Origin of the sequence: Bradyrhizobium cajani, assembly GCF_009759665.1 — a bacterium.
In the GTDB taxonomy this organism is placed as follows: Bacteria; Pseudomonadota; Alphaproteobacteria; order Rhizobiales; family Xanthobacteraceae; genus Bradyrhizobium; species Bradyrhizobium cajani.
The window spans coordinates 168,765-189,678 of the sequence record NZ_WQNE01000006.1; the positions used below are offsets into that span (position 1 = coordinate 168,765).

At 59.1% G+C, this 20,914-nt stretch carries 16 protein-coding genes and 1 pseudogene; 6 read left to right on the top strand and 11 right to left on the bottom strand.

Translation table 11 applies throughout. The features are described from left to right. Window positions 1-297 precede the first annotated feature (297 nt). The 6 genes and pseudogenes from GPL20_RS10580 to nopM form a co-directional block, all read right to left on the bottom strand. Window positions 298-1,812, bottom strand: coding sequence for an ISNCY family transposase (locus GPL20_RS10580; RefSeq protein WP_254125166.1), 1,515 nt, complete (start codon window positions 1,810-1,812; stop codon window positions 298-300). 26 nt (window positions 1,813-1,838) lie between these two features. Then, window positions 1,839-2,651 carry a hypothetical protein gene (locus GPL20_RS10585; protein WP_157329487.1) on the bottom strand — a complete coding sequence of 271 codons (813 nt, stop codon included), beginning with the start codon at window positions 2,649-2,651 and terminating at the stop codon, window positions 1,839-1,841. A 115-nt stretch (window positions 2,652-2,766) separates the two neighbouring features. Then, window positions 2,767-2,972 (bottom strand): annotated as a pseudogene (locus tag GPL20_RS39395) (IS481 family transposase); the annotation flags it as partial. Window positions 2,973-3,331: 359 nt separating this feature from the next. Further along, window positions 3,332-4,468, bottom strand: a complete 1,137-nt coding sequence (gene nolL / locus GPL20_RS10590) for a nodulation factor fucose acetyltransferase NolL (protein ID WP_157329488.1) — start codon at window positions 4,466-4,468, stop codon at window positions 3,332-3,334. A 1,622-nt stretch (window positions 4,469-6,090) separates the two neighbouring features. Beyond that, window positions 6,091-6,444: a hypothetical protein gene (locus tag GPL20_RS39400; protein ID WP_246250275.1), complete on the bottom strand. Its 354-nt coding sequence runs from the start codon at window positions 6,442-6,444 to the stop codon at window positions 6,091-6,093. A gap of 1,084 nt (window positions 6,445-7,528) precedes the next feature. Continuing rightward, complete coding sequence (gene nopM / locus GPL20_RS10600; RefSeq protein WP_205751154.1) at window positions 7,529-9,274, bottom strand: T3SS effector NEL-type E3 ubiquitin ligase NopM; 1,746 nt, start codon at window positions 9,272-9,274, stop codon at window positions 7,529-7,531. 665 nt (window positions 9,275-9,939) lie between these two features. On the opposite strand from nopM, the gene GPL20_RS39405 reads away from it, so the two are divergent. From GPL20_RS39405 to GPL20_RS10610, 3 genes are all read left to right on the top strand, one after another. Beyond that, a complete protein-coding gene (locus GPL20_RS39405) occupies window positions 9,940-10,266 on the top strand; it encodes a hypothetical protein (RefSeq protein ID WP_246250278.1) in 327 nt (108 codons plus the stop codon). Then, a complete protein-coding gene (locus GPL20_RS10605; protein ID WP_246250281.1) occupies window positions 10,263-11,495 on the top strand; it encodes an NEL-type E3 ubiquitin ligase domain-containing protein in 1,233 nt (410 codons plus the stop codon). Before GPL20_RS39405 ends, GPL20_RS10605 begins: the two co-directional genes overlap by 4 nt. A gap of 664 nt (window positions 11,496-12,159) precedes the next feature. Continuing rightward, window positions 12,160-12,777, top strand: coding sequence for a J domain-containing protein (locus GPL20_RS10610; protein ID WP_157329490.1), 618 nt, complete (start codon window positions 12,160-12,162; stop codon window positions 12,775-12,777). Between the two features lie 800 nt (window positions 12,778-13,577). Here GPL20_RS10610 and GPL20_RS10615 read toward each other — a convergent pair. The 4 genes from GPL20_RS10615 to GPL20_RS10630 all read right to left on the bottom strand — a co-directional run bounded on the left by GPL20_RS10615 (window position 13,578) and on the right by GPL20_RS10630 (window position 18,291). After that, on the bottom strand, window positions 13,578-14,579 hold the full coding sequence (locus tag GPL20_RS10615; protein ID WP_157329491.1) for a pectinesterase family protein: 1,002 nt from the start codon (window positions 14,577-14,579) through the stop codon (window positions 13,578-13,580). A 253-nt stretch (window positions 14,580-14,832) separates the two neighbouring features. Then, entirely contained in the window at window positions 14,833-16,131 is a 1,299-nt protein-coding gene (locus tag GPL20_RS10620) for a glycoside hydrolase family 28 protein (RefSeq protein ID WP_157329492.1), read from the bottom strand. A 1,169-nt stretch (window positions 16,132-17,300) separates the two neighbouring features. Beyond that, window positions 17,301-17,546 carry a hypothetical protein gene (locus tag GPL20_RS10625; RefSeq protein WP_157329493.1) on the bottom strand — a complete coding sequence of 82 codons (246 nt, stop codon included), beginning with the start codon at window positions 17,544-17,546 and terminating at the stop codon, window positions 17,301-17,303. Between the two features lie 505 nt (window positions 17,547-18,051). Further along, window positions 18,052-18,291 carry a hypothetical protein gene (locus GPL20_RS10630; RefSeq protein WP_157329494.1) on the bottom strand — a complete coding sequence of 80 codons (240 nt, stop codon included), beginning with the start codon at window positions 18,289-18,291 and terminating at the stop codon, window positions 18,052-18,054. A gap of 83 nt (window positions 18,292-18,374) precedes the next feature. Between GPL20_RS10630 and GPL20_RS10635 the strand changes: the two genes are divergently transcribed. Beyond that, window positions 18,375-19,415, top strand: a complete 1,041-nt coding sequence (locus GPL20_RS10635) for an MATE family efflux transporter (RefSeq protein WP_347340028.1) — start codon at window positions 18,375-18,377, stop codon at window positions 19,413-19,415. Between the two features lie 95 nt (window positions 19,416-19,510). Here the strand turns inward: GPL20_RS10635 and GPL20_RS39935 are convergent, their stop codons facing one another. After that, window positions 19,511-19,642: a hypothetical protein gene (locus GPL20_RS39935; protein WP_256557367.1), complete on the bottom strand. Its 132-nt coding sequence runs from the start codon at window positions 19,640-19,642 to the stop codon at window positions 19,511-19,513. 251 nt (window positions 19,643-19,893) lie between these two features. Here GPL20_RS39935 and GPL20_RS10640 point away from each other — a divergent pair, with 251 nt between their 5' ends. Beyond that, entirely contained in the window at window positions 19,894-20,118 is a 225-nt protein-coding gene (locus GPL20_RS10640) for a hypothetical protein (RefSeq protein WP_126261388.1), read from the top strand. Between the two features lies 1 nt (window position 20,119). Next, the gene (locus tag GPL20_RS10645; RefSeq protein ID WP_254125164.1) at window positions 20,120-20,686 is read left to right on the top strand and encodes a type II toxin-antitoxin system VapC family toxin; all 567 of its coding nucleotides are present in this window, start codon (window positions 20,120-20,122) and stop codon (window positions 20,684-20,686) included. The last annotated feature ends 228 nt before the right edge of the window (window positions 20,687-20,914 follow it).

Here is a 20,914-nt window from a genome sequence, read left to right on the forward strand (position 1 = left end):
TCGGCAGTTTACATGATTGGGGGCGCCGGTCTGACAGATGTGGTTATGGATCGCCTGCCCGATTTTCGCATCCGCCAGGTCCCGGACGACGCAAAGGAGGATCGTTATGGTCGTAAGGCGCTGCGGCGTGGGCGGCGGCGATCAAGGTGAGACCTCGTATTGCCTCACCTATCGATGCTCCCGAGTGTGATCGGTTGCCTCATTTATTTTGCTCCCGGCTTGGGTTGAGGAGGAGGCCGGGTGCGGAGATGGCCGGGGTTTCGGAGCGCCCGGCCTCCTCCGCTGGCGCCTGCCACATCATTGGGTTGTTGTGACCTCATGCCCCAGCAGCGTCTCCTCCGTAGGAACGAACAACAACGCGTTCGCTTTCTCGCTGCGCCAGGATTTTAGCCGACGTTGAAGCGTTCGAAGAAGCTTGTTCGGATAGGCTCCAGGATATTCCGCCTGCAACCGGGAGAGCAGTTCGCTACCGGTCCGCCAAGGCTCGGCTTCAAACCATTTTCGCAAATCTAGCGTTGCCCGGATGAGCGGATCGGGACGCCGCCGGCCTCTTTTCGCTTTCACGATTGGCCGATCCGTCGGTCGCATAGCTCCGTCCTTCCAGGCGGTTCGTAGGCTTGCCAGGAAGAGATCGATCGATGGCGATGCCGCAGCAGGATGGGCGATTGGCTGGGTATCCGCGAGCGCCGCGAGGCGTTCCTGCGCGCCGCGGATGTCGCGCAACAACGCGACCGGGTCGAGAGCGGCATAGATTTCTTGGAGATGGTGGCGAACCGTGTCGGGCGTGCGGGCGTCGGCGGCCGAGCGCTGGTGTGGCGTTGCCGGCGCGCTGTATGTCTTGCGCACACGAGCACCGTCGCGCTGCTTGATCATCAGTTTGAACGAGGGTTGGAAGAAGTTCACGAACAGCCGCGCCGATCGATAGAGTTCAGCCAGCAGCTTGGCCGCTTCCAGGCCCTCGAACCGACGATAGCCGACCATCCTGCGCACGACGGCGCCGTTCTTCTGCTCGACGAACGCCTGGTCGTTCTTCCGGTAGGGCCGGCAACGCGTGAAGACGATGTTGGCCGCATCGCAGTAGGCTTTCAGCGTCTCATTCATGAACACCGTATCATTGTCCGTATCGAGGCCGACCAGCGCAAAGGGCAATTGTTTGCGCAATTCCGTCAACACGGTGCTCAACAGCGTTTGTTCGCGCACGATCAGAGGAGCGCACTCCGTCCAGCCGGTAGCAATGTCAGTGAGCACGAGGGTCTGGATGAAGCTGCCGCGCGCCGATGGACCGCTATGCGCAACAAGGTCAGCCTCGATGAACCCCGGCGACGGATCGTTCCAATCTGCCGACGTCCGTATTGGAACACTGCGACGCAACGAGTGCGTCGCGTGCCGTCGGCGCTTGCGACCTAATCCTTCTCGGACCCGCGCCAATGCGCGGTCGATCGTCGCAGCGCTCATTGCCAAAAGTTTGTTGCGGATCTCGGGGCCAAGGTCGAGGTGGCCGTGCCGTTCCATCGCCTCAATCAGCGCAGGCATTAACGCCTTCAGCCGCTTCCCGCAGATCCGGTCTGACGCTTCCCAAAGGAGCACGAGCGCGTTGTGTTCTGCCTCATCATAGACCCGGCGTCGCGCCCGCCGACCTGGACCTGCGTCTTCCTGACCTCGAAGAAGCCGCATCGCATGCTTGCGATGGAATCCGGTGATGTCGACGAACTCGTCCAATATCCGCGACTTCTTCGCGCGATCCGACGTCCGATAGCGCGCGCCTGCCGCCGCCGTCAGTTCCTTCCGCGTCGCCATGGTTAGCCGCCCCACCTTCGCCCCCGCTCCAAGGGAGCAATTTACGTGAGGCAACGGCTTAGCATCCGGTAACAATTAAGGTGAGGCAATGCGACGTTGAGCGACTGGAGCCCGGGCGGAAGGGCGGCAGGCAGTGTCGTCAGGCCCAGATCATGCAGCTCCAGCCCTGCATAGACGTCGCCGACCTCTGCCCAGGCTCTTATTCGTCTTACGGCCTCTTGGCGGTCTTCGTCTTGCGTCTGCCCCTCCTCGCCGGCCCAGGTGTCCAAGACGTGGTCGAGCCGCGATTGCCTGAGGACGGGGTCCTCAAGGTCCGTCGCACTGCCATCGCCCGGCCGAGGCTGTCGGCCGAGGATTGATACTCCGAGATCTTGCTGCCAAGGAATTGCCGCGGTCGTTGGCCACTCATGCACCACATCACCGGGCTCCGCCCACCAATGCTCCTCCTGATCGAAAGTTTGCGTCGGCCAATCGGCAGCTGCATCCACGCCGTGCCAACTATCCGTCAGACTGAAACTGCCGGCTGGCAACTGGCCACTCCGATCCGCGCCAGGAAAAAGCAGATCTTGATTGACGCCTTGTCCAGAGAAGGCGGACGAATCCGAGGGCAACCGCGAGGTGCCTTGTCCGACGCGATGCCCGTGCGGCATTCTCAAAAATTCCGCATCTCTGTTCGACACAACGTCGCGGTCGCTGAGGTTATTTGAATTCTGGGGCCGGCGCTCGTGCGGATGCAACTCGTTCAGGTGCTGCTGAAACCCCGCTTGGTAATCCTGCTGCTGTCCCAGCTCGTCGTCGTACGCCCGCTCGACATCTGGGGCCTCGACGGCGTGGAGGTGGTTGAACGCATCCATCCGATTCTCCTGACAAATCTGAGCAGCTAACGTCGAACCTGGATAAACACGTTCTTGCTACGAGGCTTAGCTTTCGAGAAGCTGACGAGGACTCTGAATGATTGTAACTGCCCTGTTAGGTGTTTAGTCCCGGCATTCGCTGGAGCGGATTGAGTTTGAATCGTTCTGGCTCGGACGTCCAGCATTTGCAGATGTGCTCGTAAGGCGTGAGGCCCTTCGGGGTCTTTAGCCGCCGTGCATAGTTGTAGGCGATGAAGTCGGCGAGATGAGAGCTTCGAGCTGATCGTGTCGATGATAATGATAGCGTTGGACGGTCGCTTGCGGAGCCGGCATTATTGACCTGCACACTACTGCCGCGCGAAGTCACCGTTACGGCTGTCATTCCGCGTGCAATAGTTGGAAGCCGATTGACAGAAGACCTCATGGCGTACTTGCGATGGAAGCCCTTGATGGTGGCGAAGCCTTCCAGAATTCACATATTCTCCGCGAGGTCTGACGATCTGTAACGCTCGCCAACAACTCTTTGTCAGCATCTCGTGCGTCGACATCCAAAGCCGCCTCATCGCTGTCCCTACTCCGTCACTTTCGGAGGAAGCAAATCACGTGGAGCAAAGACGCAATCTTCTGGAACATTTTTCGGCGAGGCACCCAGATTGGGGCGCCATAAATGGACAGCAGGTTCACAAGTTTCGCAAGCTACGATCGTTTGCGAGAGTCTCCTGATTGATTTGGCTGCCCGACAAGGAGCGGGGTGGCACTCCGAGCACGAGCTGGGAGAGGTAAGGAATGTCGCGCACGGCCCAGCGAACCGTTAGCGCGGCAGCAACAATCATTGTCCCGAGAAATGCAGCCGCGGCCGACCTCATCGTGGCGTCCCAAGATTCTCCATACTGTATCGAATCCATGAGACGGAATACCGTACCCTGGATCAAGTACAGCACCAGCGTGCTGGGTCCCAGTTTCTCGGCGATAAAGCGGACCACCCGATTTGAACGACCAATATTCCAGGATCGAAGCAGGACCTTAATCATCACCGCTGAGGCAGCTGCGGAGCCAAGAAACATCAGAAGCACATTTTTTGCCGACTGCAAATCCTGGACCAAAGCGAGATTGTTGTAGACATAAGTGTCCTTGCGCCAGATCGGAAAGCACATCATAGCCGCGATTGTGACAGACATAATGAAGAACGGCCTGTAAGAGCGCATTATGCTCGTCCACCGTTCTCTCGACATTGCAAATGAGAATCCCAGGCAGAAAAACGGGTACGTATACTTTATGAGAGGGAATATGGAAAAGGTCACAGGTGCAAGGACCACCAGAATGACCGATACGAACAAGGCCCATGGTGACGAATGACTGAAGATCGAAATAGTTTTAGCGAGAAGAAAACAAATGAACGCGGCCCAGACGAACCAGTATGTGCCGGCGAAATCATTCAGGAACTGCAAAGCGTTGTCTGGTGCGCTCGCCAGTCGGGGAAACACGGTCAACTTTAATGTCGCCAGGAGAGAGAACCAAAACAGCATAGGCACCAGGAGCTGCATCGCACGATCGCCCATGGCTTGCATGAAGGACTTTTCCAGCAGCGCTCGGCAGGAAAGATAACCGCTTATTCCCATAAAGAGGGGCATGTGGAACATGTAGATCCATTTGAAACTTGCCGAATCCCAAAACCCTTCATTTCGGTAGAGGATATATTGGATCAGGTGACCGACGATCACTAAAATGATGAGCACTCCTTTGGTGAAGTCCAAAGCGAGATCGCGATCGTGCGCTGTCTCAGGCATGATCTTTGCTGTTACATGAAGCATCAACATCTCGGCACACTTTTCCGATCAGCCGAATCCATAGCTCGCGACAATCCTGTCCGACGACGGCGGAGACAATTGCCACGGAGAGTCTACGCTTCAATAGCCGACTGTGGCATAAATACCGAAAGGAAAGGGCGAAACGAGCTATATGATGGTTTATCGATTTCTTTTCCCACCAACCTTGCTTCAATCGCTTCCAAGATCCGGCGGGCACTTGCACCGAGCGGAAGAGGTGTTTGCAAGGCATCGCGGGGAGACTTTCCATAGCGCAGTAACTGAACTGCCCATGAAGACATAAACGAATGCAGGTTGCGAAGTACCGCGCTCGCGGAGGAATTTGGCCCGCGCATCAGGAGAAGCGGCCTTCGTCAGCAAACCTTTGTCTGGTAGCCATGTTCTTGTTCCTTGTTCCGTCGAGTGCGCTCCGCGCAGTGCTTCGTCGACTACGAATGCGTTCGATCTGCAGCGCTAGCTCACGCGAGCTGCCCCGCCGATAGACTGAGATTGCCTGCTACCTCTTCAGCCACGATCAGGATATGAGGCGCTCGCCTTCCAAAACGCGCACGAGGTAAGGTAAGGCGGCAGGAACCGCTCCCTATGCTCCCAGCCGCCCCGGATAAGATAGCCAAGATCGACTGGACCTTCCCCGGCTGGCCTTGCGCTTACGATTGGCAGTGGGCGATGCAACGGCCGGGATGGCCCGGCTTCGTTCATTCCACCGGCGTGCGGGTGATGGATCAGGCGAATATCCCTGCGAGCGCGCGATCCAAATGTCGCCGATTAGCGCTCCCCATTGATCGTGAACTGACTTGGCCCGAACTGGTTTGGCAGCAGATTGATGTTGCCCAATACATCAGCACGTCTGAAGCCGCCTGGGAGCCGTGGCGCCAGTTGGCGCCAACGATCGCTCCAATGTCCCGCAGCTCCGAAGTCGCCCCCAGCGGTCCTGCGAACGGCGAGGCGGCCGTGAATTCAGGTGCTGGCGCGGAGCGCGCATCGTCACGCAAGTCGTGGGGTGTGGGTGGATCCAGATCAACAAAGGAGCCGAGACCGCCGTAGATGTTTGACGATCGAGGCCTCACGGAGGAAGGCGATGCGGGTTCTTGCATCTGTTGCCCAAGCCAAGCCCAGGCTCCGTGGCTCGGGGTGGCTGGAGTGGCAGGAAGCTCGAGCGGCAGATGAGCTTGCGCTGCCCAGTGCGGCGCCGGCGCTGGTGAGGCAGGTTCGTGGATTTGGTCGCCGAGCCAATCCCAGGCTCCCGCGCTCGGCGTCGCAGGCGTTGCGGGAAGCAGCTGGGACGACCCGGCCCGCCATCCGCTTTGCGGCGCCGGCATCGATGAGCCAGATCCGTGCATTGCTCTCCAAGCCAATCCCAAGCTCCCGCGCTCGGCGTGGCTGGCGTTGCGGGAAGCTCCTGTGGCGAGTGGGCCTGCCGAGCAGCTTCCGCAGAAGGCTGACCCGGGTCCTCAGGAGGCGGCAATCCCAGTGCCCTGTTCGCCTCAAGGATTTGCTGGAAGAGCCCAAGCCTGACCAGATCAGAGTTGATCTTGCTGTCCCCGGTCTCGTGCTTGTACTCCTCGACATCCTCGGCGAGCCCAGGGGTGGAAAGTCGGCCGACGGTCTGTCTATCATGCGTCATCGACGTTCTCATCGAGCTCAGCTTCTAACTGGTGGTTTTCCACATCGGGATTTTCCAGCTGCGCGTTTTCAAATTCGCGGCGAATTCGATCGGCGATCGACGGCCTGCCGGCGTCGCTCAGGCGCGCGCTCAAATGGCGCAAATCGGCTGCCGCATTCTTGATGGTGCCGTCGCTGAGATTACCCGCCGCCTTGTTTCGGAAATCTTCAATGAGTTCCTCATCGGCCGCAGAGAGCCCGCGCGTCCGGCCGGGCTGCCTGGCGTAATCAATTTCGCAAATTCGTCGAAGAAACGTCAGATTGCCGCGCGTTGCGCGAAGACTTTCCGCTGCTGCTCCCGCCAAGGGACTTGCCGATTCCCGACTTGAAGCGTGACCACAATCCGCGGCTTTTTCCGCTCTTGGCGGAGGCGGCAGACTCTGCGTCCGGAAAGCTGTAACGTGCGCTGCTGAGCAGATCATCTCGCAAACTGGACTGCGGCACTCGCGCCGCAGCGGGAAGCGGAAAGCTGGGAATGTCGACGCTCCGGCGCGTGCCGCCTAGCGCACTCTCCCTAAAAGCGGGTTGCGGCGGCACCCGCATCGAACCGCCGAAATCCTCCCGCCGGACTGCTCGACCATTTCTTGGGGGGCCGGATCAGGTGAAGTTGACTTGCTTTCATCAGACGGATCGAGATTCAAGTCCTGCAGCCGCCCTTCAAAGTCACCCTGCTCGCTTGGGCTGTCTGCTCGCTGCTCAGTTCGCCCCTGCGGGGCGGGTACTCCCGCATCCAGGCTCCTGAATGGAAGAATGGGTCAATCGGGTCCATCCTGCTCTCCTCATGTTTATACAGATGCAGCAACCCGTAGGGCTCGGATTACGGCCAGATAGCAGCTCGTTCAGCAAGAAGCAGATTCTCGATTGTTGTAGCCGCAACCTTTCGAGAAGATGACGAGATCAGGATATTGCTGCGCGCGAGACCGGCCTCGCATCGGCACCCGCGTGATGACAGGACGGGAGATCGCTCCAATTTTGCCCCACCTCTTCCGCCTCCAGTTCGAGCGGACGAAATTCGTCGACGGACGTAACAAGGGATCGCCTGTCGATCGTGCGCCGAATTCAAGCATCCTCGCCCGAACAGTTAGCTGCCTCGCCAAACCGAGCTGGCTGGCTGCGGCAGCGCCTCCGCAACCGACGATTTCACCGCTGCGCGTCCTCGACAACTTTTCGACCGAGGAGTTCTCGTCCCGAAGCGCCTTCGATTGGACGTAGATACCCCTTGCCTGGCACGCGGGAATTTTCGTCACTCGGCAAGGCCGAAAGACCCTCATCGACGGCAGCGCATTTAAGGCGCAAAAGCACCTTGGCAGCGATGGGCGAGCCTTCACGATCGATCTTTAGGTACCGCCACAGAGCAATAATCGATATCGCTGCGGCGGTTTGGGAACCTCATAGTTCGAGGCCGCGCTCTGCGAGCACACGGTGCATGACCTCGCCTTTGATCCCGCCAGCGATCTCGTTTCGGACTTGGGCTCCGAGCACCCGCTGGGCATCTGAATCGCCTAGAAGACCATGCTCGGCCAGTCGCTGATCCAAGCGGGTTTGAAACTCTTCGCCCATGGCTTCGACCACCCGGTCTCCCATCGCTGCATGTTCGCCCGGAGCGATGCGCTCCAGCACCGTCTCCCAGGGTTGCCAGCGGCTAGCCATGTAGTTGGTGAACTGGCTTGCTTCCCGCTCCCGGATCAGGTCGAGCGCCGCCGTCGCATCATCCTCGCTTACGTGAGAGACCGCCAGGAAGCGCATGTCAGGGGCGAGATGACTGAGCTCCAGCGCCTCGCGCAGCCGATGTTGATAGGCCAGGTAGACTTCGATGTCGTCTACGTTCGGGTTGCCGCTGGCGAGCGAATTGATCCTGTCGCGCGCGATCTCGTCCAACGCCTCCAAGCGGAAGGCGACGCGGCCGCGCTGAATCAGATCGCCAAGCCGATCGTCATATAACCCGTCCTTGACGTCAGCGTTGATGCGCGCGGTCTGCATACCATTCCATTGCAAGGTAACGCGATCCTCGCAGCTCGTGTTGGCTTCGGAAGCCTGCGCAAAGAACTGCTCGCGCAATGTCGGATTGGCGGCCGCATGCCGCAGATCATCAGCCACTGCCTGTCGAAACTCGTTATTGCCGTAGTTCACGGTGCCTCGTAGCCTCTCCAGGAACTGTGCGTAGTCTTGGGCGCCGGGCTCATCCGCAAAGTGCTGCCATTCGGTCAGCGGGGCCACATCGTCTGCGAGCCAGTGTGCGGCAGCCTCATGCATGGATTGCTGCGCAAGCTGCGGTGGCGCTTCAGCCGCCGCCAGATGAGCGAGGATGTCGTCAGGCAGCGCGTTATCCCCCAATTCGAGGCTCTCCAGATGCGGGTAGTAGAGGCTATTGTTCGGCACAAGAGCATCTAAAAGGCTTTCAGGCAGGCTGGTCAGCCGGTTACCGCTGACATTGAGTGATTGGAGCGTGCTCGGAAGAGGGTCGGGGAGGTTGGCCAACTGATTGCCGCTGACATTGAGTTCAATGAGCCACGAAGGGAGGGATGCGGGGAGCTCGGTCAGCTGATTGCCACTGACCGCAAGCGAGGTGAGCCCGCCCGGAAGAGCGTCCGGCAGGCTGGTGAGCCGGTTGTCGTTTGCGTTCAGGATCTGGAGCCCGGCCGGAAGGTTTGCCGGCAGGCTGGTCAAGCTGTTGTCAGCGACCTCCAGCTCAGTGAGGGTCGCCGGAAGATCATCCGACAAAATGGTCAAGCGATTATGGCTAATGAAAAGATGCTGGAGACCGGGTGGGAACATAGCAGGCAGGCTGCTTAGCTCGTTGTGCCTGGCGCGCAGCTCGAGCAACCTTGGCGGCAGGGCGGCGGGCAGAGCGGTCAGCGAGAGCGAGGACAAATCCAGCGAGCGCGAGCCTGTGCTATCCGAATTCCTGATTCGTCTGCGCCCCTGTCGCCTATTCTCGGCTTCGCCCTGTCCCTCCTCGGCAACCCAATTGTCCAAAATCTGCGCGCGCGCGGAGGCTGGGGTCCGATACCCAGTCAGGGTTTCGACCAAATTGGCCACGGCACGATTGAAGCCGCCGAGGTAGCTTTCCTGCTCCGCGTCTTCAGAAAGCGCCGAGGAAGACCCTGCACTCCACTGTGCCTGTCCCGTGTTCATCAATTTCTCCATCGTCAGAACAAAGACTACCCCCCGCTTCCCAAGGCCGGGAAGCAGCTAGGTCCGCAGAGCAAATGATCATTCGAAGGTCTGAGCGCGCGGGCCGCGACTGCCGTCCAGTACCTCTTCGACACAGGCCGATACGAGCCCAACCTGGACAATAGATCGATACTGCTGCCCGCACTCTGCCATCTCGTTGGTCAGATAAGTCCGGAGATCCGTCAACGGTGGCAGCCCCCGCCCTTAGCAGGCCCACCTGTCGATCAGCTGACGGGTGTCGCTGCAAAAACACCCAGATCGTTGGGCTCGCCACTAACGGCAAATACCAGCACGGCAGCGATTGTCTTGGCACGAGAGAGGACCGACGCGGACGTTGGGCGTTGAAGCGCGTGCGCTCTTGCTTCGCAGGAAGTTGGAGAAAGGCACCGTCGCCACGCGCGGGCTTTATACTTGAGCCGCGGCTGCGTTGTTATGCGCGGAAACGCGTCAGCGGAAAATATCTTACGGTCCGGGGATCGACCGATCAAATCCTGCATCCAAGGTCATGCCAGCTTCGTTGCGACCGATGCCACTTACGGCGACAGTTTGTCAGCTTATCGAAAGCTAAGGGTCCTAGGGCATTGTCACCGTGGGCTGATTGCGCTCAATTTCGTGGGGAGGGTGGGATGGATCCATTTGAGACAGGACATATTCAGCGCAACGGTGGCATCCCTTCTGTGTCTTCCGGACAGCAGGACGGGCAACACGAAGACGCGGCGCAGTGGAACGCGGTCGTCGCAGGCTCCGCAGAAAACCCCGGAGATTCCGCCCATATCGAGGGCGCCGGAGATGAGGTGCTTGAGATTTGGGCTGCTGAACCGGAGGTAGGCCCGCTCGAGGATCGGGAAGAAGCGGTGCGCCGAGTAAACACTCTCGGTGAGACCACTACACTGGATCTTGGATCGCTGTCCCTTACAAGCCTGCCAATCTCTACGCCGGCCACAATCAGTTGACCAATCTGCCGGAGGTCCTTCCTGCCACGCTTCGATTTCTCGACGTCAGCGAAAACCAACTAACACGTTTGCCGGAGGCACTCCCTGCTTCACTGGAGTTTCTCGACGCGAGCCAAAACCAGTTGACGAGTCTGCCCGAGGACCTCCTGACGCAGTTGGGCACCGATGGCAGAATAATTCTGACTGAAAATCCGCTGCCCGAGCAGGTGCTCGCGAACCTGGATACAATCCTAAGCGCCGAGGGCTATGCCGGTCCGACCGTCTACCATTCGCGCAATGACGAAAGTGAATTGTCCGAGACAGACGATGAACAGGCCGATGCTCTCATTGAAGCAGTCGCAAACTGGCTCCGGGGAAATCCACAGGAAGGTGATCGAGAGGTGCTGGCCGCTTGGCAGAGCGTCGCTGAAGAGCCGGGCGCCCGAGAATACGCGCTCTTCCTTGGCAAACTGTTCGACTCCGTGAACTCTGGCAACGAAGAATTCCGGCAGTCGGTGGCCAATGATCTGCGCCAAGTGGCGAAAAACCCGGAATTGCGTAAGCGCTACTTCCAACTGGTCCTGGACGCCAACCAGAGCTGCGAGGATCGCAGAACTTTGACCTGGAACGGCATGCAGACCGCACGCCTCATCGCAGAGGTCGAGAACGGCGCCTATAACAACAAGGGCCGGCTTCCCGATCTCATCGATCTGGGGCGGGTCATGTTCCGCCTGGACGCGCTGGACAGAATTGCGCGCGAGAAAGTTCACGCGCTAGGCTCGGGCAACAACGTCGAAGACATCGACGCCATTGAGGTCTCTCTTGCTTATCAAAATAAGCTCCGCAAGCGGCTGGGACTGCAACACGTCGCCCCGAACATGCGCTTCTTTGAGGTTTCCGGTCTGACCGACGCTGACGTTGACAGCGCGGAGACATCCGTGCGCAACCGAGAGGCGGCGGAATTCGCCGACTATTTGGCGGTGGACTGGCAACCCTGGGACGACGTTATGAGTCGCATCGCACCCGAAGACCACACCAGGGCGCACGACCAGCTCCTTGCTGCAATGGGGACGGAGTTCGACAGCCGGCTGCAGCAACAGCTCACCGACAAAGGTTTGATCGGGGGCGAAGCTGACCTTGTCGAAGATGCCAAGCTAGAGTTGGGTGCCGCAGTTCGCAAAGAGATCGCCCGTGAGATCAAGGGGGCTCTCAGAGATAAGGTGCTCAATGAGAACGGCCTCACCCTATGAAGTGGCCTCTGCCGTATTAGAGCAGCTCCGGCCTGGTCACTCCTAGCTTGTCCTCAACCCGGATCTTTGTCTCAGCCCGCCGGTGCTTTGCCAGACGGGCAGCTCTGATCGTCTCGGATATTGTCGAGACCAACCTTCAGTGAGGGCCGACGAGACTCTGGACTAAGAAATCCTGAAGCGAGGCTGTTGCGGGAGGGCTGGTGAGCAGGCGCTTCGTCAGCGGCGGACAGACGTTGTGACTTGCGTTGATCCGTGAAGGAGCGGCTCCGAATGCCTTTCAAATCGAGGCAATGCGCCCTCTGTTTCGCTACGCAAGACGGAAGACCTTCAAAGCCTCGAAAGAAGATTCAGAAGACGTCGCTCGCCTTCGTCGTTGCCGCCGAGCAGTGCCTTCGCTTGGCTTTTGAACGTACTCCCCCCGTGCCATTTAAGACCTCCATGTGCAGAACCCGACAGCAAATTTCGATTGTGTCGATCTGAAATCTCAAAGAGATGATGGTCTGAATCAACTTCGCGACCTGGCATGTCAATTGCTGGGAAGTGCCCGCTACATCATGCCACGAACTAGACGCAAAGGCCGAGTCAGACCCGACTTGCCGTCCAAACTAAGTCTCTAGCATAGAAGCGGCTCTGTTAACTGCCGCTCCGCCAACGGAGCTAGGTCATGTTGATCGACACATCCGAAATCTTCGACTCCATTCGCATCAATAAGCAGGAGGCGCAGGAGCGCAAGCCCGCGGCGCTATGCGAATGGCCTGGCTGCAAGAACAAGGCTACCCATCCCGCGCCCAAGGGCCGCGACAATGCGCGCGCCTATTGGCACTTCTGCATCGACCATGTTCGCCGATACAATCAGTCCTACAATTTCTTCTCGGGAATGGACGCGGAAGCGGTCGCTCGCTACGAGAGGGACGCGCTGACCGGCCATCGTCCCACTTGGAAGATGGGCGAGAGCATCAGCGCACACAAAATGACCGGCAGCACTGCCAATTTCGAGGACGACTGGTATGCCCTCTGCACGCTCGTCGAGCTGAACGGACGCGCCGGTACCCGCCACCGCGCGAAGGCCGAGCCTGAGGCGCGCAAGATTTTCAATGTCGAGGGCAACGCGTTGCAGGTGATGGGCCTGAATGCCAATGCGACGCTCGGCGATATCAAGGCGAAGTACAAGGCGTTGGTCAAGAAGCACCATCCCGATGCCAATGGCGGCGACCGCTCCACGGAGGATCGCCTGGTCGAGATCATCAAGGCCTACCAGTACCTCAAGACCGTGGTGCGCTAGCGCTAGCCCGAACATCTCAGCGGGCCTCAACGGCGCATCGGAACTGGAGGACGGAACCATCCAAAGCTTTGCTCTGGCTACGCGGGGAATTTGACTTCCCTGGCTAACGCTTGCGGGCGACCATGGCGGACAATCGACACGATGACCGGCTCGCTTCGTTCCGCGCAGCGGTCAGGAAGAAGGGCCGGAAAACGGGATGCGGCAAGATCCTGTGGACCTGACGGCTGCATCGGCCCGGCGGTGAGTTCGTGGAAATGCCAAACGGCTCCACTCCTGACCGCTCAGTCGCTACTACCGCCGGTTCCACTTCGAAGCTCCAACAGGAGGTGCGCACGATCGATCCCTCCGTTGTTCGAGAGGCAACACGAAAGTACAAACATTTCTGGGGACACTCGTTGGCTGTATGGGAAGGGTTTCGGCGCAGAAGCGACCGGTCCAGCCTATTCGCTCGGTGGCGCCGGATCAACGATCGATCACGAGAGCCCGACGGATCGCGGGGTTCACGGCCGGTTCTGACATAGCCAGGGCTGTACCGCCCCGCGCCACCCACCTATCTCAAGAGCTCTGCCGTCGCCGCGAGGCAAGGCAAGCATCGTGAACTTGACGCCTTCCACACCGCGCAACGCGTTCATCAAGCACACGGCTATCGCACGCAGTTGCGCGTTTCCCTGTTCGTGAGTAACCGTCTGGTGAGTTTCGATTAGCCGCAAATTTGGTGCCAAGCGCGATGTCGGTCGCAGCCCACGCCGCCGTGATAACCGCACTCCCCCGTCATTCATCCGACGATCGCTGTCGTCTCGTCACCGTTGCTTTGTCGTCCATCGATATGGTTCACTTGGCAGCCAATCTGTGGCTCCTCCGAAGAACACGCTCAGCGACCATCTTGCAGCTTCGCGATCTGTCATTTGATGGGAGTGAGGCTCGCGGGCGGAGGGGTTGGCCCCGACGCCGAAGGATCGGTATTCAGCATAATAGCTTGTCCTCAACGTATCGGTCTTGCCGGGCGTCCATTCGCGCCACCCTTTCGCGATCACGGGGGCATCTATCTTGGCCGCCAGGAAGACCACTGTGGCGTAGGGGCGCCAAGGGCGGCCAAGTGCGATATAGCCCGCAGCAGGGTCGGCAGTTAGCCTGCAATGATCAAAAACATAGCCACTGTCCTCATCCGGCGCTGCCTTGCTTTGAGCCGTATAGATGACCGCTTGATTTGCGATGCCGTGCAACTCACATTGCCTGAACCAGGCCTTGGCGTTGCCAAATATGAAATCGACATGCCCTTCGATGTAGCAGTTCGAGAAGTATTGTCGTGACATTCTGCCATTTGGTCCCTTACCGGCAAACAGCGTGTCCTGGGCACCGAGCAGGCGGACTCGGGTAACGACGTCCCTGTCTCCGGTAACGGACAGCGCTACCGCCTGCGAGGGTGGATTGGCCGGATTGAGGGCGTAGTCGTTCTGGATGGTCAGATTCTCGAGCCGCAAGTCATCGCCCGCGGCATCCAGCGTGGCCGAACGGGCGGTTCCTCCTACATTGAGCGCGCCGTCGCCATATACAATGACCGTATCCTCCGGCTTCCTGCCAGTCCCTTCGATATGAATACCGGATTTGGAGATTTTGACCTTCTCGCGATAGATGCCCGGCGCGATCCGGACATTTCCGCCTTCCGCCGGCAACGCGTCGACGGCTCGCTGCACGGAGTGATAGTCTGCATTTCCGGCATGCGACACCGATACTGGCTGAGCGTACGCTGCCGAGATGAAGAAACATCCGGCCAGAAGCGCAGACGGCACCAAAACTCGCATGTGATCTCACTCTTCGTTGAGTTCGCGGCACCGTCGACGCAGCCGATGTAAGATAGCGCCGCGGGATAGCCGCCGCGCATGGTCAACACATTTTTCGCGTCGAATCAGAACCTGCACGTCACCTTCATTCGCGGCCCTGCAAACCATCGGACAGTTGCAACCAACTCGGGGCATGAGGCTGACCTTCGTCAGCACCGGTCATCTGGCCCCAGATGCGGAACTCAGCAGCCGAGTTCGGCACCGGGTGACGTCCTTACCGATTGCCGTCGCGGAAAGCCCTGGAGCATACCTCCGATCCGCGCAGCAGCGGTTCTGCAGCTCGTCCGGGCAGCGGCGGTGATACGTCGAAATGTTTTGCGGTGACGTTCGCATGTTCAAGTTGCCAAGTTGCGGAATTGGCAAATCGGACATCTTCGAGTGTCACGTCAAGTGCATGCCGCTCGTCCAGGCCGCGCATCAGCAACACACCGGTGTCGCCATGCACATGACGGAGAACGATTTGCCGATAGACCGGAATCCTCGTGCCTTGTGCGCGCGGATCATACTTTGTATCGAAAGCCACCGGCCACTTGTTGCCCCTCAGGCACACGTACTCATAAGTCACGCCCTCGACCAGACCGCCTCGACTAACATCGCTCTTGATGCGCAGGCCAGAGGTCGTACCATCCAGCGTCAGATTACGCACCAATATGTCTCTGGCCCCGGAATTCACCTCACTGCCGATCGACATGCCATGCCCCCAGCCAAAATAATTATCAATGATCGAGATATGGCTGCTTGAGCCACTATCGCCGGCCTTGATTGCGACGTTGTCGTCACCCGTACGGATCAAGCTGTGGGTGACGGTCACATCCTGACTCGCGCCAAGATCGATGCCGTCGGTGTTGCGGGCATCCGCCGGTGTATCGATCGTGAGGCCCCAAAACGTGGCACCTTCGACCCGGCTCAGCGCGACATGAAAATTGGGAGCGTTGCGCAACGTGACACCAGAGAACGTGATGTCCTGTGCATGGTCGATCTGGATCAATCGCGGGGCGTTCTGGTTGCCGCCCAGGGCTTGGGCGCGGCGGGCTAGCTGCCACCAGCTTTCCGCGCCGCCGCCAATCATTGCCCCGCCCTGACCATCGATGACGCCCTCTCCGTAGATGCCGCCGCCGCGCGTTTTAGAAAAGCTGATGAATGGCCGGCAGCCGTCGCCCTTTTCCGCGATGCGACCACATTGTCCGAGGCCCTTGTCGTAAGCGGCAGGTTCGGGAATGGCGATCAGCGTCGCACCGCGTCCGACCCATAAGGTCACGCCCGATTTCATCTCGAGTGGACCTGAGTGAAACTCGCCGCGCCCGAGATAGACTGCAGCCCCAGAGGGGCAATGTTCAATGGCGTCCTGAAGGCTAACTGTATCGTTCCTGCCGGAAGGCACAGGGCGATCGCAGACCGTATCAGGTGCAACAGGTTCGACGATAGTTCGGCGGTCTTGCGCTTTTACGGCGGAGCAGACAATCATGGAGGTGAGTATGGACAATAGGATCCAGTTGCGAAAACGCTTTATCATCGACCTGCTCGTGCTTTGTCACACGCATCCTTGCCGCGTGCGTTGTCTTGTATTGAGCGCTGGCTCGATCGAGCCGTCGCGCGCGTCACTGGCCCGCGCAAGATGACATTTATAAGACGCAGCAGAGGCCTCCACCGTGCGATCGCGCCGTAGCACCTTGCCTATTCGTCCAAAATCCAAACAGCTTCTCAGCGTCCTCACAGAGTTTAAGCGCCGACCGGCCCGATTTGCGGCATGTCAACCGCGCGTCACTCCGTACGCTCGGTCGCATCGACGTTCGATCAAAGACCCGCGTGCCAAGAACTAACAGCGGCCCACAGGGTCACCCGACACCGAAGCTGCCGTTCAGCCTGGAAGGCGCGCCGCAAGACGTGTAGCGACACGTCGTTGGACGAACGCGCGGCCGGATCGGCTTTCACGGCGGCAAGATCGAGATCGAGCGCCCGCGAGGTTAGGGACATGGACTGTTCATCGCCGCTGGAGCTAAACTTTGTCCAAGGCGATCCGCTTCGCTTCGATTGAGCTACGAGTCCATGCCAGCCTCCGTCCAGAATTATCCGTATTCGGAGAAGCTTTCGAGAAGCTGACGAAGCTACGGCCGGCACTGGACGGCATTCGCATCGGGAACCCTCTTCCTGGGTTCTCACGAACTTAGGCGACCGCCGTTGTCCGCCCTCTCTCGTCTTCCGCGCGGTCAGGACCGCCCGTGACTCGCATGCCTTGCCCCACGGGCATAACAGACGACCGTGTCATTGGATGCGCCCCCTCGCGCACCCTCCAGACAGGTCTACCGGTAATTTAAGCGCCTTGAAGACGGACAAAACGAGCGAACTGGCTGGCTCAAGGTGGAGAGCTCTTTGGCATTCGATTCAGGACATTTACGTGAGCAGCCCCCGAAACAGGGCAACTCTAGCCAAAGACGCGGCGATACGTCCCGTATGTGGTGCTACTCTGCGCGCATCCCCTGCACCGCGATCAACCAAAAAGCCTAGCCTATCGGCAGTGCCGCAACCAGTTGTCCAGTTCGCCCGCCGCGCTCGCAACACCATGCGTCTCGAGATCTTCGCCAAGCCCGTGACAAATCCTTTCGCCGCTACCGTGCGCGGCGGCAGCTTTCAGCGGTCCCATGATCGACTCGAAAACGCCACGGCAGCACCTGGTCAACAGGATCATCGACGCTTCGCCATTTGGGGCGGTCGTGCGTTACGTATTGAATTGTTTGCCGCAGAGTTGCGCTGGCCTTCATCGATTGACGACGAGACCGCTCGACGCTCAAGCCTTCCCTCCAGATCCGCCAATCCTGCCTTACATTCGGCGACAACCGATTGGGCGCGAAGCAGCTTGACCTTGAGCTCGTCCTGTTGCCTGAGTATTTTCTCAGGATCCCAATCGTCCTGCATCAGCTCATTGACCATCTGCAAAGCACCGATTTAAGGCCGCCGCTTAGCTTCACGAACCCAGGCTCGGTATCTCGCAGATGCCCGGCGCTTGAGCCGCCGGCCAAAACTGACGCAAACAAGCGTCCTGAGGTACAACGCCTTCACCCTGGTGTGCACCATCTTGTTGAGGACCGCCATTCGTCTCGAGCCCTTTACAAGACAATCAGATTCTGCCCGGCAAACCGGGGCGCGATCCGAAGATGGCAGAGTTCGCGACGCAGGCGCACGGTTTGGAAAGCGCATCAGGAGACCTCTGCCATCGGTCAAGCGGGCAAGTTCATCTGAATACCTCAACCGGATGCTGAACGAGCATCATGGTCACAAGTGGCTTCGTCACATATTAAAGCAACCGGCACGCCAATGCCGCTCGAGCGTTTTTATGAAGAGACGACGTCGGTTTTCCCGCAGCACCTCGTGGGAGGCGGTGCTGTTGTCGGGCTTGAAACAAACGACGTCTTGAACGAGACAGCTAAAGTCGCAATCATGACGGTGATAGCAGCGGCCAATATAGAGAGGAGATTTTGCGGACGTCGACCAGAATGCTCTCAACATTTTTGAGCGGTGGGTTGTTCTGTGAGAACATGCTATCGCTGGCCATGGCACTGATGATGCGAACGCGACGCAGCGATAAGATCGTGTCAGCGAGGGCAGAAGGATAGCTGAAGCGCGCAATCCGGGGCAGCGTGTTCATGAGGAAGACAGCAGAAGAAACCGCTCGCATCGCGGCCTCGTCGGCTGGCGAAATGGGTAGCTGGCCGTCAACTCACCGACGAACTCGCCGCACCTGCAACACTCTCCACCCCTATCGCGCTTACGCGGCTCGGACAGATCGCGATGATGGCGACGGATCTCGCCTGGATCGGCCATATCGGCACTGAGGCCTTGGCGGCAGCCGCGCTTGCCGGCATGATCTTGTCGGTCGGCGTGACCTTCGCAGCCGGTGTGATCTCGGCGGTGGGTCCGCTCGCGGCCAAGCATGTGGCGCGGCGGACGGAGCTCTGGTACGGCGCTCGGTGCGCATGGGGCTATGGGGTTGCAATCGTTCTCTGGGCGCCGATCATGGTTTTGCCGCTGCAGGGCGAGCAAATTGTGCTTGCGCTCGGCTACGAACCAGCCATCGCGCGGCAAGCTCAACAATATCTGTTCGGGCTAGCCTCGGGCATCTTGCCGGCATTGTGGTTCCTGGCGATCCGCAGTTTCATGGCGGCGGTCAACTGTCCAACGCCAGCCTTGTGGATCACGCTCGCCGCCATCCCGACCAATGCACTGCTGGCCTATCTGTTGATCACCGGCCAATTCGGCTTGCCGCAACTTGACTTGTTCGGAGCCGGCCTTGCGACCAGCCTCGTGAACGGTGCGACTTTCCTTGCCGGGATTTGGTTCGTCACACAGTGTCGCCCGTTTCGCGACTACCAGGTGCTCCGATATCTGTGGCGGTTCGATTGGCCATCGATGCGCCAGCTCATCGTGATCGGGACGCCGGTTTCGGTTGCCATTTTCATGGAATCGGGCCTTTTTTCTGCGACGGCGCTTCTGATGGGTGTGATCAGCACCACGGCCGTTGCCGCCTATCAGATTGCCTTCCAGGTCGCAACGGCCCTGTTCATGATTCCATTCTGCATCGGGATGGCGGTGAGCGTACGCGTCGGACACGCACTCGGCCGCAACGATCTGTCCAGCATCAGGCGAGTAGGTGCTGCCGCCATGCTGCTCCTGCTCCCAATATCAACTGGGGTCATTGAAGAGGAGATCGACGACGATCGGCAGGAAATCCCCCTAATGCCCCTCGAGCGAAGCAGATCCTTAGCGTCCGCTCGACGTCGAGCGGACGCTGCGGGCTCATAACGATCCCGGCGATCCTGTGCGGCTCGCGAACCGGCAGCGGATGGACGACATAGGGGACGATCTCGCTGCGGCGAGCCGCGTCAAAACATGAGGCGCTAGGTGATCGGGCGTGCCCCTGATTGCCAGCTGAACCAAATCGCGGAGCCTTCCTCCTTGTGCGCGCGCGAGTTCGACAGCAGCATCGACAGCGCAGCTGCGGCCAGCAACTCCTTCCAATGATAGTCCACTTGGTCCTCGAGGCCGGCGTAGCAATCAGACGCCTTGTCGAAGCAGCCGAAGGACTATGTTAGTCAAATTCAATTATTGTTCAACAAACGGGTAAAGTTCTATGGCAAAAAGATCGACTAGCAAGCCCACGCCCCTCCGGGCGAAACGGAGAAGAACTGCATCCAAGGGTGGCTCGGTACTGACACAAACCTTTAAGCGTGAGCTGGCGACCAGCGGGCTTGTCGGGAGCAAGGCACGATTTGAAGCGGTCATGCTTGCGGCGGAACGATCTGGCCTTTTGAGTGAAAAAGGCAGCCGCATCGGTGGCCGGGTGAGTCCTGCCTTGGTCCGACAGGCCAAGCACCAGACGGGCATCGAGGCGGATACGGAGTTGATCGAGTTTGCGTTGGCGACGGTCGCACTCGAGGACAACTTCGCAGAAGCGTTCAAGAAGTCTCGGGGCAAGGTCGACCCAGCGTTAAAGCTCGGTTTCTAACGTGGCGGAATTCGACTTTGATGCGGCGCGAGCTTGGGCGCGGTTCAATCCGGAAGACACGCTGGCACGGCGCAGCGACGATGAACTTCCGTTCGTCAGCGTCGGCCTGACCGCCGGACAGGGGCTACTGCTCGATACCTGCGTCTATATTGATCAAATGCAAGATCGTTCGCCTCCGATCCTGGACGACCTGATCACGCAGCGACAAGTCAATCATTCGACTGTCGCGATCCAGGAGTTGATGCACACGGTCGGCACGCTCAATCCTTCCGACGCGAGAACCGCTTCTGTCGTCGATGTGATCGGGAAGCAGATCAAAGCGATGCCGCCGCATCGGATCTTTGCGCCGGACATAGACGTGCTGGGACGAGCCGCGCTGCTATCAGGGATCCTCTGCCGCCTCCAGGGATATGAAAAGGACGGCAAGTTGCGCGCGCTTCAGGATTGCGTGCTGTTCCTGCAGGGGCAAAAGCTCGGCCTGGTCATCCTGACTGCGAATGTCGGCGACTGTGATATTCTACTCCAGCTGATACCAGCTGGACGCGTGCTGTTCTATCGTTCGAAATGATCTTCATTAATGTTTGAGAAAGATTTTGATGACCTTCGCTTTCCGACACCTCCGAGCTTCGGTTCCGAGGGTTCAGCATGAACTTTCCGAATTGCACGGCGCCAGCCGCGATCGATGCGCACAGCCCCCCCCGGCTTTGGGGTAGCAGCACGGCGGTCTCGACGGGTTCGAACAGCCTATTGTGTTCAGCCCGATAAGCAGGACCTCCATTTCGGGACCTCATCAACA

Bases quoted from the DNA above. Each gene is read 5' to 3' on its own strand.
- GPL20_RS10640 (WP_126261388.1), top strand. From the start codon at position 19,894: ATGCTTGCGGCGGAACGATCTGGCCTTTTGAGTGAAAAAGGCAGCCGC.
- nolL (WP_157329488.1), bottom strand. From the start codon at position 4,468: ATGTTGATGCTTCATGTAACAGCAAAGATCATGCCTGAGACAGCGCAC.
- nopM (WP_205751154.1), bottom strand. From the start codon at position 9,274: ATGAACACGGGACAGGCACAGTGGAGTGCAGGGTCTTCCTCGGCGCTT.
- GPL20_RS10585 (WP_157329487.1), bottom strand. From the start codon at position 2,651: ATGGATGCGTTCAACCACCTCCACGCCGTCGAGGCCCCAGATGTCGAG.
- GPL20_RS10615 (WP_157329491.1), bottom strand. From the start codon at position 14,579: ATGCGAGTTTTGGTGCCGTCTGCGCTTCTGGCCGGATGTTTCTTCATC.
- GPL20_RS10630 (WP_157329494.1), bottom strand. From the start codon at position 18,291: ATGCGAGCGGTTTCTTCTGCTGTCTTCCTCATGAACACGCTGCCCCGG.
- GPL20_RS10620 (WP_157329492.1), bottom strand. From the start codon at position 16,131: ATGATAAAGCGTTTTCGCAACTGGATCCTATTGTCCATACTCACCTCC.
- GPL20_RS10625 (WP_157329493.1), bottom strand. From the start codon at position 17,546: ATGGTCAATGAGCTGATGCAGGACGATTGGGATCCTGAGAAAATACTC.
- GPL20_RS39405 (WP_246250278.1), top strand. From the start codon at position 9,940: ATGGATCCATTTGAGACAGGACATATTCAGCGCAACGGTGGCATCCCT.
- GPL20_RS10610 (WP_157329490.1), top strand. From the start codon at position 12,160: ATGTTGATCGACACATCCGAAATCTTCGACTCCATTCGCATCAATAAG.